Origin of the sequence: Pseudomonas sp. P9_2, from assembly GCF_034008255.1 — a bacterium.
Taxonomy (GTDB): Bacteria; Pseudomonadota; Gammaproteobacteria; order Pseudomonadales; family Pseudomonadaceae; genus Aquipseudomonas; species Aquipseudomonas synxantha_A.
Window position 1 is genome coordinate 60,563 of the sequence record NZ_CP125376.1, and the last position, 11,961, is coordinate 72,523.

Here is an 11,961-nt window from a genome sequence, read left to right on the forward strand (position 1 = left end):
AGGTCCAACGCCATGAGCACTTTTCACCCGCGCCAGCTGTTGCTGGCTGCCGCTGTCGGCAGTCTTGCCGTTCCTGCAATCGCCGAAGAACACGGTTTTCTTGAAGATGCCAGCGCCAACCTCAACCTGCGTAACTTCTTCTTCAACCGCAATTACACCAACCCGACCAAGGCCCAGGGTGGCGCACAGGAGTGGACGCAGAGTTTCATCCTCGACGCCAAGTCCGGCTTTACCCAAGGCACCGTGGGTTTTGGTGTGGATGTGCTGGGCCTGTACTCGCTCAAGCTTGATGGCGGGCGCGGCACGGGCGGCACTCAGTTGCTGCCGCTGGACCATGATGGCCGTCCGGCGGATGAGTTCGGGCGCCTGGGCGTGGCGTTCAAGGCGCGGTTTTCCAAGACCGAGGTCAAGGTGGGCGAATGGATGCCGGTGCTGCCGATCTTGCGTTCCGACGACGGCCGCTCCCTGCCGCAGACCCTGCGCGGCGGGCAGATTACCTCGAAGGAAATCGACGGCCTGACCCTGTATGGCGGCCAGTTCCGCGCCAACAGCCCGCGTGACGACGGCAGCATGAGCGACATGTCGATGTTCGGCAAAGCCGCCTTCACCTCCGACCGCTTCAACTTTCAGGGCGCCGAATACGCGTTCAATGACAAGCGTACCCAGGTTGGTGTGTGGAACGCCCAGCTCAAGGACATCTACAGCCAGCAGTATCTCAACCTGATCCACAGCCAGCCTGTCGGCGCCTGGACTCTGGGCGCCAACCTGGGGTTCTTCTACGGCAAGGACGACGGCAGCGCACGCGCCGGTAGCCTGGACAACAAAACCTGGTCCGGTTTGTTCTCGGCCAGGTATGGCGGCAACACCTTCTACGTTGGCCTGCAAAAACTCACCGGCAACAGCGCCTGGATGCGCGTCAACGGCACCAGCGGCGGCACCCTGGCCAACGACAGCTATAACTCGAGTTACGACAACGCCGAGGAAAAATCCTGGCAAGTGCGCCACGACTACAACTTCGCCGCCCTCGGCGTACCGGGCCTGACCTTGATGAACCGCTACATCAGCGGCAGCAACGTACACACCGGCACCGTCACGGACGGCAAGGAGTGGGGCCGCGAAAGTGAAGTGGGCTACACCGTGCAGAGCGGCGGCCTGAAAAACCTCACGGTGCGGTGGCGTAATTCGAGCATGCGCCGCGACTACAGCAACAACGAATTCGATGAAAACCGGTTGATCGTCAGCTACCCGATAAGTCTGCTGTGAACCGGCGCCGGACTTACTGTATGGTGCGCGCCTGCCGCTGCTGATCCCCCCAGCAGCGGCCTTTATCGAGCCTGCGTACCTGATGAAACCCTTTGCCGCAGCGAGCGTAGTGTTTGCCTTGGCCCTGAGCCTGAGCGGCTGCATCGGCGCGCCCATTGCCCTGACACCGGCAACCCAGCAACGCTTGCAAGCCCAGGCACCGATCCGCTTCCTGTTGACCTTCGATGACGGCCCAAGCGCCTCGGGCTACAACAACCCGAGCCGTTCGGTAGTGGCCGACCTGGCCAATAACCCGGTGTTGCCGGGGATCAAGGCGGTGTTCTTCCTGCAGACCGAAGCGGCCCGCTCAGGTGGCAGTTCTCGGGGGCGCAAGACCATGGAACGTGAATTCGCCGCTGGCCATGTCCTGGCCTTTCACACGGCGACGGCGTTTCATACCAATCACCGCTGGCTGAACGATGCAGAGCTGGAACGCACCCTTTCCGAAGGTACGGCAGACATTGCCGCCATCACCGGCACGCCGCCCATGCTGGTACGCCCACCGTTCTGGAACTACGACCGCCGTACCTTCGCCGCCTACCAGCGGCATGGCATGCACGTACTGCTGACGGACCTCAGCGCCAATGACGGCAAGATCTGGGGCTTCAACGCCAGCCCGCGCCGGCGGGCCAATTTGTATCGGCAGCTGTCGGTCGTGCGTGAGCGCATCGCGCTGGGTGAACTGCCGATGGTTGAAGGCGTGATACCGGTGGTAGTGACCTTCCATGACATCAACCGCTACACCGCCCGGCATATGCAGGAGTATTTGCAGATCCTGATGGACAGCGCGCGGATCAACGGTTTGAAGACCGGTGTCGAGCCGTTCTACACCGACCACGCCATGCTGGAACGCGCAGCACTGGCACGTACCGTGAAGGATGTGAATGAAGAGGTCCATCTGCCGGGTGTATGGAACTGGATATGGGATGCGGACTCACACTGAAAGCTACAAACAATTACAACAGTAAGATATTTAAGTCAGACAGGTAGTCCCATCCTGCCCCACCACGCCCACCTCATTAACCACCCACAGACCATAAGCCTTTTAAATACGTAGGAAAGTGAAACAAGTGGCGTTGGAACTCAGTACTCCTTCCCGCCCACTATCGGATCAGTAGTTCGCAAGACTTACCGCGCACTGCCCAACCTTCTCACGCTTGCCAACCTTTAAAAGGACTTAGTCATGTTGACAACTCCCTTACAGAACAACTATTCGCACAGCCTTTACAACCCTAACGAAAAATCCATTCACTGAGATAAAAAACACTCAGACTCCCCCCACCCACTGCACCGTAAAGAAAATAACTTTCTACCGGCGAACACCGCCAAATCTGCGCGCTTCGCGAAGGATCAGGTTGCTACCTCGCTGGCCGGCCAGCGTGTTAACTCCTCGATGGATAAACCCGTCAATTCCGCAGCCACTGCTCCAGCACAACAGCCCATGGAATCAAGCCCCATCACCGAAATGCCACGCGCCCTCACCAGTACCCCGACCACTCACACGTACGATAACGGTAACGTCAAGATCACCTCGGCAACGGCTCATGAAGGCAGTTTTCACGGCGTTCCCATGCTGCGCAACAAAGTCACCATCGAAACCGGTAATAGTGCAGACAAGGTTCACCTCAAGAGTCTTCCGGACATTGGGGTCGTCGCAGAAATAAACGGCAGGCGATACCTGTTACCGGTTCAGAATGCTGGCGGCATGACCGAGACCGTGGAAATAAAAACCAAGGGTGGCGATGACCACGTCACGATTGCAGACGACATCTGGTTCCAAACCACTGTGAGTCTTAACGACAACCACACGGTTTCCGGGACCAATGGCTATACCTCCGCCCCCGAGTCAGCGGGCGTGAAAACATTCTCGCAACCCGGAATCATCGCCATTGCACCTCACCTGCAAAAAGGCGCCGAGTTCAAACATGACGAGACCACATTCAAGTTCTCGCCAAACGCCAACCCAAGGCAGTTCGGCGACGGCGTCATGCAAATCACCGCCGGCAGCGGCAATGACACTATTCGTATCAGCGCAGCAGAAGACAATTCATTGTTAGCTGAAGTGAATGGGCAACAATTCCTCCTGCCTATTAAAAACGATCCAGCAGGTGGTTCCAGGCTGTTCATTCAAGCCGGAGACGGAGACGATAAAGTCACCATCGACTCTAATGTAAAGAACTATGCCTTTATCAACATGGGCGAGGGTAAGGCAGGCACTTTATACAGTGGCGGCGGGTTCGTTTCGGGTGAAGAAGAGCCCAATTTGAGGCAGCGCTATACCACGCAAAACTACAAACCTGTCGGGACCAGTGCCTGAACCCCACGCGAGCGTAATGTCATGAATACTGCCCGCCCGATGATCACAGGCGGGTCTTCTCGCCAATTACGCGCGCGATTCAACCCCGAGTTCATCCCACACCGACTCGGCCAAGTGAAACGTCGCATTCGCCGCCGGTATTCCGCAATAGATCGCACTCTGCATCAGCACTTCCTTGATCTCGGCGCGGGTCACACCATTGCTGGCGGCCGCACGCAGGTGCAGCTTGAGCTCTTCACTGCGGTTCATGCCGATCAACATGGCGATGGTGATCAGGCTGCGGGTATGCCGAGGCAGCCCGGGGCGCGTCCAGATATCGCCCCAGGCATGGCGCGTGATCATTTCCTGGAACTCGCTGTTGAACTCGGTCAAGGCATTGAGGCTGCGGTCGACATGGGCATCGCCCAGCACTTCGCGGCGCACCTGCAGGCCATCGGCGTAACGTTGTTTCTCGTCCACAAAACGCTCCTCAGCGAGCCAGCAGAAAGTTGATCACACGGTCGCTGAAGGCAGCGCCGGCTTGCACGTTGGACAGGTGCGCCGCATAGAACTCGGCGTACTCGGCGCCCTGCACATGGTGCTGGATAAAGTGGCTGCCAGCCGGCGGTGTCACCGCGTCTTCAGTGCCGGCAATCACCAGGGTCGGCACCTTGATCGACGACAGTTGCTCACGAAAATCCGCGTCGCGCACGGCGCCGCAATTGGCGGCGTAGCCCTCGGGCGATGTGGCCGCGAGCATGTCGGTGATCTGCTTGGCCTGGTGCGGGTTGGCCGCAGCGAAATCCGCGGTAAACCAGCGCGCAATCGAAGCATCGCGCAGCGCCACCATCGCAGCGGCGCCGTCACGCAGGACCATTTCGATGCGGGGGTTCCAGACCTCAGGCGTGCCGATCTTGGCGGCGGTATTGCACACCACCAGGCGCTGCAAACGCTCGCCGGCGTGGATGCCCAGCCATTGGCCGATCAAGCCGCCCATAGACAGGCCGCAAAAGTGCGCACGCTGGATATCCAGCGCATCCAGCAACGCAAGCACGTCGCGCCCCAGTTGTTCGATGCTGTAGGGCCCCTCGGTCACCAGGGACTTGCCGTGACCGCGGGTATCGAAACGCAACACGCGAAAATGCTCGGTGAACGCCGGGATCTGCACGTCCCACATGTGCAGGTCGGTGCCCAGGGAGTTGGACAGTACCAGCACCGGTGCATCCACCGGCCCATCCAATTGGTAATGCAGTTCGCCCTCGGCGAGTTGTACAAAAGCCACAGCGGTCTCCTCAGGCAGTCAACGCAAAGTGTTCAGTCACGGCACGCGTGACCCAGGTCTGGGCTTGGCCCAGGTAATGGGCCGGGTCGAGCAGGTGGTCCAGTTCAGCCGCTGACAACTCGGCAGTCACCTGGGGCTCATCCGCCAGCACGGCGCGCAAGTGACGCTGCTCGGCTACGGCGCGTTTGCAGCATTGCTCCAGCAGGTGGTGTGCGGTATCGCGGCCCAGGCGTTGGGCAAGCACGATGCTGACTGCTTCAGCCAACACCAGGCCCTGGGTCAGGTCGAGATTCTGCGCCATGCGCGCGGTATCGACCTCCAGCCCTTCACTCACCAGCAGCGCCTGTTGCAAGGCGCCGGACACCTGGCGGCAAATCTCTGGCAAGGTTTCCCATTCGGCGTGCCACAGGCCAAGGCTGCGTTCGTGCTCCTGGGGCATGGCGCTGAACATCGTCGCCACCAGGCCCGGCACGCGGGTGGCAGCGCTGATCAATACGGCGGCGCCTACGGGGTTGCGTTTGTGCGGCATGGTCGATGAACCGCCCTTGCCCGGCGCGGCGGGCTCAAACACTTCTGCCGCCTCGGTTTGCATCAACAGGCTGATGTCGCGTCCCAGTTTGCCGAGGCTGCCGGCGATCAGACCGAGTACGCTGGCAAATTCCACCAGCCGATCGCGCTGGGTGTGCCAGGGCTGTTCCGGCAAGCCCAGTTGCAACTCGGCGGCCAAGGCTTCGGCAACAGGCATGGCGTGTTCGCCGAGCGCCGCCAAGGTGCCGGACGCACCGCCAAATTGCAGCACCAACAGGCGCGGTTTCAATTCGGCAAGGCGCTGGCGACTGCGTGTCACCGCACCCAGCCAACCGGCGATTTTCATGCCCAGGGTGACCGGCGTCGCGTGCTGCAGCCAGGTGCGTCCGGCCAGGGGCACAGCGGCGTAACGCTGCGCCTGGGCAGCCAGCACGTCCCCCAGGCGCGCCAAATCCGCCTCGATCAACACCAGCGCCTGGCGCACTTGCAGCACCAGGCCGGTGTCCATCACATCCTGGCTGGTCGCGCCCAGGTGCACATAACGCTCGGCGTCGGCCTCTTCACTGGCGATCAACTTGCCCAGCGCCTTTACCACTGGAATCGCCGAATTACCCGCCGTGGCAATGGCCGCGCCAAGCGCATCGACGTCATACAGCGAAGCCAGGCACGCCTGGGCAATCGGCGCGACGGCAGCCTGGGGAATCAGCCCGACCCGAGCCTGGGCCCGGGCCAGCGCCGCCTCGAAATCCAGCATGCCCTGCAAGCGTCCCTGGTCACAGAACACTTCGGCCATGCTGGCGGCGGTGAAGTAAGCGTCGAACAGTTGATTGCTCGTGCGCAGCGTCATAACTCATCCCTTACAAATCGTGATGCAGGTACGCCGCCTGTTTAGGCAGGCGCAAGCTGAACAGGAAGGCCACCGCCATCATCGCAGTGACGTACCAATAGAAGGTGTTTTCCATACCGATGGATTTCAGGCTCAGTGCGACCACTTCCGCCGAACCGCCAAACACCGCGTTAGCCACGGCATATGCCAGGCCCACACCCAAGGCACGCACCTGGGGCGGGAACATCTCGGCTTTGACCAGGCCGCTGATGGAGGTGTAGAAGCTGACAATCGCCAGGGCCAGGGTGATCAGTACAAACGCCAGGAACGGGCTGGTCACGGTTTTCAGGGTCAACAGGATCGGCACGGTGAACAAGGTGCCAAGGCCGGCGAACCAGAGCATGGAGTTACGGCGTCCGATCTTGTCGGCCAACATGCCAAACAGCGGTTGCATGCACATGTACAGGAACAGCGCGCCGGTCATGATGTAGCTGGACGTCTTGGCGTGCATACCCACGGTGTTCACCAGGTACTTCTGCATGTAGGTGGTGAACGTGTAGAAAATCAGCGAGCCGCCGGCGGTGTAGCCAAGCACGGTGATGAAGGCTTTGCCGTGGTCACGGAACAGCGCGACGATACTGCCGGCGTCCTTGTCTTCGCGCATTTCCTTGCTGGTGGTTTCTTTCAGGGTGCGCCGCAGCAGCAGGGAGATCACCGCAGCAATGGCGCCGATCACAAACGGAATACGCCAGCCCCAGGCGCGCAGTTCTTCTTCGGTGAGGATCTGTTGCAGGATCACCACCACCAGCACCGCCAGCAACTGGCCGCCGATCAGGGTCACGTATTGGAACGAGGCAAAGAAACCGCGCTGGCCCTTGAGCGCAACTTCACTCATGTAGGTTGCCGTGGTGCCGTATTCGCCCCCCACCGATAAGCCCTGGAACAGCCGCGCCACCAGCAGCAGCGCCGGGGCCCAGGCACCGATGTCGTTATAGGTGGGCAGGAAAGCGATAACCAGTGAACCGGCGCACATCATCAGCACCGAGATCATCATCGAATTTTTGCGCCCGTGCTTGTCGGCCACCCGGCCAAACAGCCAGCCGCCGATCGGCCGCATCAGGAACCCGGCGGCGAACACACCGGCGGTGTTGAGCAGTTGCACCGTGGGGTCGTCCGAGGGGAAAAACGCCGGGGCGAAATAGATTGCGCAGAAGGCGTAGACGTAGAAGTCGAACCATTCGACCAGGTTGCCGGAGGAAGCCCCGACAATCGCAAAAATCCGTTTGCGGCGTTCTTCTCCGGTGTAGTGACTCGTTGTTGTTGTCATGGTTTTTTACTCAGTGGGAACGGTTATAGCCTAGACATACTTTGCAACAACCATGTTCCGCAGCAGACTTTTGGGTATGTAGTGACTGGGAGGGCCTCATCGGGAGCAAGACCCCTCCCACATTTGACCGAGTTGTCTGAACTCTACTCGGTCAGTGTGGGAGGGGCGGTGCGACGATTCGACTTGCCCCCGATGAGGCCCTACAGCCAACTCAGTAATCGAAGAACACCGTTTCCTTGTCTGTCCCCTGCAAAATCACATTCCACTGATACACACCCTGCGCATCCGCCTTGGCAATCAAGGTGCTACGACGCTCAGCCGGTACACACGCCAACAGCGGGTCATCGCCGTTGAGTGCCTCACCGTCAAAATAAATCCGCGTGAGCAAGTGCTTTACCAACCCACGGGCAAACACCAGTACCACCAGATGCGGCGCCTGAGTCGTGCCTTTCAATCCCGGCACACTGCCTGGCTTGATGGTGGTAAAGCGGAAGCGCCCCTCGGCATCCACCGGCACCCGGCCAAAACCTTCAAAGTGCGGATCGACCGCCTTGTCTTGCTCGTCCTCAGGGTGGTCATATTTACCGGCAGCATTGGCCTGCCAGACTTCCAGCATGGCGTCGTTGACGACATCACCGTTGCCGTCCACTACCTGGCCGCTGATCGCCACGCGCTCGCCGAGTGTGGCGGCTACGGTCATGTCTTCACGGTTCAGCCAGGTCAGGCCGATGTGGTAATACGGCCCGACGGTGTGGGACGTGGTCGCGTTGAGTGTCATCTCATTTCTCCATCGGCGTGGCGTCGCGGCCGCGCAGGACGATGTCCCAGCGGTAACCGAGGGCGTAGGAAGGGACGGTTTTTTCCAGGTCGAAACGCGCGATCAGGCGTTCCTTGGCGCGGGTATCCGGAACGCAGTTGTAGATCGGGTCGTATTCGAGCAATGGGTCGCCAGGGAAATACATCTGCGTCACCAAGCGCGTCAGCACACTGGGGCCGAACAGCGAAAAGTGGATATGCGCCGGGCGCCATGCATTGTGATGGTTGCCCCACGGGTAGGCGCCGGGCTTGATGGTCTGGAACTGGTACCAGCCATCGGTGTCGGTAACGGTACGCCCGGTGCCGGTGAAGTTCGGGTCCAGCGGCGCGTCGTGCAGGTCACGCTTGTGGTTGTAGCGCCCGGCGGCGTTGGCCTGCCAGATCTCCACGAGAATGCCCGGCACCGGCAAGCCATTCTCGTCCAGCACACGGCCATGAATGATGATGCGCTCGCCTTGGGGCTCGCCTTCATGCTGGGCGGTCAGGTCGTTGTCCTTGTCATTGATGCGCTCGGCGCCGATCGTCGGGCCGGTGATTTCCGACAATGAATGGGGCAGGAACACCAACGGCTGGGACGGCGAACGCAGGTTCGTCGACTGATACGCCGGGTGCAGGTAATCAGGTTGAGTGCCCGCTTGCGGGCGCCGGTAACCAGGCTTGTCACTCATGGAGCCATCCTCTTTTATTAGACGCGTTCAATCGCCAGGGCCAGGCCTTGGCCGACGCCCACGCACATGGTCGCCAGGCCTTTGCTGCCGCCGGTTTTTTCCAACTGGTGCAGGGCCGTCAACACCAGCCGTGCACCGCTCATGCCCAGTGGATGACCCAGCGCAATGGCACCGCCGTTCGGGTTGACCTGGGGTGCATCGTCGGCAATACCCAGTTCGCGCAGCACCGCCAGACCCTGGCTGGCGAAGGCTTCGTTAAGCTCGATCACGTCGAAGTCGGTGACCGCCAACCCCAGGCGTTCCACCAGCTTGCGCACCGCCGGCACCGGGCCGATACCCATTACGCGCGGTGCGACACCGGCACTGGCCATGCCCAACACCCGGGCGCGGGCTGTGAGGCCGTGCTTCTTGACGGCATCGGCGGATGCCAGAATCAGCGCAGCAGCACCGTCATTGACCCCCGAAGCGTTGCCGGCGGTGACGGTCTTGTCCGGGCCGTTGACCGGCTTGAGTTTGGCCAGGGCTTGCAGGCTGGTGTCCCGCGGGTGTTCATCGTGTTCCACCAGGGTTTCGCCTTTTTTATGGGCGACCCGTACCGGCACGATTTCCTCGGCGAAGAAACCGGCGGCTTGCGCAGCGGCGGTACGCTGTTGGCTGCGCAAGGCGAAAGCGTCCTGGTCGGCGCGGGAAACCTGGTAGTCGTCGGCGACGTTATCGGCGGTCTGCGGCATGGCATCCACACCGTACTGGGCCTTCATCAACGGGTTGATGAAACGCCAGCCGATGGTAGTGTCTTCCAGCTTCATGCTGCGCGAAAACGCTGCATCGGCCTTGCCCATCACGAACGGAGCACGGGACATCGACTCGACGCCGCCAGCAATCGCCAGCTCCATTTCGCCACTGGCAATAGCGCGAAAGGCCGTGCCGATGGCATCCATGCCCGAGGCGCACAGACGGTTGAGGGTCACGCCCGGAATGCTCTCCGGCAGCCCCGCCAGCAACAGTGCCATGCGCGCCACGTTACGGTTGTCTTCGCCGGCCTGGTTGGCGCAGCCCAGGAAGACTTCGTCCACCGCGTCCCAGTTCACCGAAGGGTTGCGCTCGATCAGGGCCTTGATCGGCAGCGCCGCCAGGTCATCGGCACGCACCGTGGACAGCCCACCGCCGAAACGACCGATCGGTGTGCGAATGGCATCACAGATAAATACCTCGCGCATCAGGCTTCTCCCGGTGCTTGGCCATGGGCGGCGGCGGTGCGGGCTTCAAGCTCGCGCAGCGCGGTCAGCTCTGTCTCGGTCGGTTCAGCCGTGGTGCTGACCTGGTCGGCAAAGCGAATCGCCCAGCCGGTGGCAGCGACCACTTGCTCACGGGTCACGCCGGGGTGCAGCGCGGTGACCACGAACTCATGGCTGCCCTCCTCCGGTTCCATGATGCACAGGTCGGTAATGATGCCGACGGGGCCGGCACCGGGCAGGCCAAGACGCTTGCGCGAGTCGCCACCTTCGCCGTGACCGACGGAGGTGATGAAGTCCAGTTTGTCGACAAACGAACGGGACGACTGTTTAAGGATGATCAGCACGCTCTTGGCGGAACCGGCGATCTCCGGCGCCCCACCGGCACCCGGCAAACGCACTTTGGGCTGGTGATAATCACCGACCACGGTGGTGTTGATATTGCCGAAACGGTCGACCTGGGCCGCACCGAGAAAGCCCACGTCAATGCGCCCGCCCTGCAGCCAATAGCGAAAGATCTCACCGGTGGGCACCACAGTGTCGGCGGTCTCGGCCAGTTCGCCATCGCCGATCGACAGTGGCAACACGCTGGGCTTGGCACCAATCGGGCCAGACTCGTAGATCAACACCACATCGGGTGAGGACGTCAGCCGCGCCAGGTTGGCGGCCTTGGACGGCAGGCCGATACCGACGAAGCACACCGAGCCGTTCTTCAAACGGCGTGCAGCGGCGACGGTCATCATTTCATTAGTGGAGTAGGTCATTACTTGGCCTCCTGCGCGGTGGCCAGCTTGGCCTGGAACTCGCTGAAATCAGCAGTGCCGTGGATAAATTCATCAATCCAGGCGGTAAAGGTCCCACGGTCGCGAGCAATCGGATCCCACGCCTGGTAGAAGCGGTTATCCCGCTCGTTGTAGCCGTGAGCGTAGGAAGGATGTGCGCCACCCGGCACATGGCACACCGCAGTCAGTGCCCAGGTCGGCAACACGCAACTGTTCATCGGCGCATTGAGGTCATCGACGATTTCTTCCACGGTGACAATGCAACGCTGAGCCGCAAGGGCCGCTTCCTTCTGTACCCCGAGAATGCCCCAGAGCAACACGTTGCCCTTGCGATCGGCTTTCTGCGCGTGAATCACGGTGACATCCGGACGTACCGACGGCACCGCCGCCAGCACTTCGCCGGTGAATGGGCACGTAACGGTCTTGATCAGTGGGTTGACCTTGGGCAAGTCGGAACCAGCGTAGGCACGCAGCACCGCGAACGGCAGGCCCGAGGCACCGGCGACGTAGGCATTGGCCAAGTCGGCGTGGCTGTGTTCTTCGATCTCCAGCGGTTGCGGCCATTGCTTCTCCACCGCGTCGCGCAAACGATGCAGGGAGCCCACGCCCGGGTTGCCGCCCCAGGAAAAAATCAACTTGCGCGCGCAGCCAGCACCGATCAATTGGTCGTAGATCAGGTCGGGCGTCATACGCACCAGCGTCAGGTCTTTCTTACCCTGACGAATGATTTCATGACCTGCGGCCGTAGGGATCAGGTGGGTAAAACCTTCGAGAGCGACGGTATCGCCGTCGTTCACAAAGCGCTTGACCGCATCACGCAGGGTGAGGATTTCAGCCATGGGGTTGGGCTCCCGGTGTTGATCGAAAAAGGCGCTGAGGTGGCGCCGAAGTGCTTGAAGATT

At 61.0% G+C, this 11,961-nt stretch carries 12 protein-coding genes; 3 read left to right on the plus strand and 9 right to left on the minus strand.

From position 1 onward, the window contains the following. Window positions 1–12 precede the first annotated feature (12 nt). From QMK52_RS00290 to QMK52_RS00300, 3 genes are all read left to right on the plus strand, one after another. Window positions 13–1,263, plus strand: a complete 1,251-nt coding sequence (locus tag QMK52_RS00290) for an OprD family porin (RefSeq protein ID WP_194440272.1) — start codon at window positions 13–15, stop codon at window positions 1,261–1,263. A gap of 82 nt (window positions 1,264–1,345) precedes the next feature. After that, window positions 1,346–2,245: a polysaccharide deacetylase family protein gene (locus tag QMK52_RS00295; RefSeq protein WP_005785886.1), complete on the plus strand. Its 900-nt coding sequence runs from the start codon at window positions 1,346–1,348 to the stop codon at window positions 2,243–2,245. Between the two features lie 450 nt (window positions 2,246–2,695). Further along, window positions 2,696–3,619, plus strand: a complete 924-nt coding sequence (locus QMK52_RS00300) for a hypothetical protein (protein ID WP_194440271.1) — start codon at window positions 2,696–2,698, stop codon at window positions 3,617–3,619. A 66-nt stretch (window positions 3,620–3,685) separates the two neighbouring features. Here the strand turns inward: QMK52_RS00300 and pcaC are convergent, their stop codons facing one another. From pcaC to QMK52_RS00345, 9 genes are all read right to left on the minus strand, one after another. Next, entirely contained in the window at window positions 3,686–4,078 is a 393-nt protein-coding gene (gene pcaC / locus QMK52_RS00305; RefSeq protein WP_005785883.1) for a 4-carboxymuconolactone decarboxylase, read from the minus strand. A gap of 10 nt (window positions 4,079–4,088) precedes the next feature. Next, the gene (gene pcaD / locus QMK52_RS00310; protein ID WP_194440270.1) at window positions 4,089–4,880 is read right to left on the minus strand and encodes a 3-oxoadipate enol-lactonase; all 792 of its coding nucleotides are present in this window, start codon (window positions 4,878–4,880) and stop codon (window positions 4,089–4,091) included. Window positions 4,881–4,890: 10 nt separating this feature from the next. After that, window positions 4,891–6,255: a 3-carboxy-cis,cis-muconate cycloisomerase gene (locus QMK52_RS00315; RefSeq protein WP_320403708.1), complete on the minus strand. Its 1,365-nt coding sequence runs from the start codon at window positions 6,253–6,255 to the stop codon at window positions 4,891–4,893. 10 nt (window positions 6,256–6,265) lie between these two features. Further along, window positions 6,266–7,561, minus strand: coding sequence for an MFS family transporter (locus QMK52_RS00320; RefSeq protein ID WP_122735419.1), 1,296 nt, complete (start codon window positions 7,559–7,561; stop codon window positions 6,266–6,268). A 211-nt stretch (window positions 7,562–7,772) separates the two neighbouring features. Continuing rightward, the gene (gene pcaG / locus QMK52_RS00325; RefSeq protein ID WP_005785876.1) at window positions 7,773–8,339 is read right to left on the minus strand and encodes a protocatechuate 3,4-dioxygenase subunit alpha; all 567 of its coding nucleotides are present in this window, start codon (window positions 8,337–8,339) and stop codon (window positions 7,773–7,775) included. A gap of 1 nt (window position 8,340) precedes the next feature. Then, entirely contained in the window at window positions 8,341–9,045 is a 705-nt protein-coding gene (pcaH, locus tag QMK52_RS00330) for a protocatechuate 3,4-dioxygenase subunit beta (protein ID WP_320403709.1), read from the minus strand. Window positions 9,046–9,062: 17 nt separating this feature from the next. Beyond that, the gene (gene pcaF / locus QMK52_RS00335) at window positions 9,063–10,265 is read right to left on the minus strand and encodes a 3-oxoadipyl-CoA thiolase (protein ID WP_194440661.1); all 1,203 of its coding nucleotides are present in this window, start codon (window positions 10,263–10,265) and stop codon (window positions 9,063–9,065) included. Continuing rightward, window positions 10,262–11,041: a CoA-transferase subunit beta gene (locus QMK52_RS00340; RefSeq protein WP_005785870.1), complete on the minus strand. Its 780-nt coding sequence runs from the start codon at window positions 11,039–11,041 to the stop codon at window positions 10,262–10,264. Before QMK52_RS00340 ends, pcaF begins: the two co-directional genes overlap by 4 nt. Continuing rightward, on the minus strand, window positions 11,041–11,898 hold the full coding sequence (locus QMK52_RS00345; protein ID WP_005785868.1) for a CoA transferase subunit A: 858 nt from the start codon (window positions 11,896–11,898) through the stop codon (window positions 11,041–11,043). Before QMK52_RS00345 ends, QMK52_RS00340 begins: the two co-directional genes overlap by 1 nt. Window positions 11,899–11,961 lie beyond the last annotated feature (63 nt).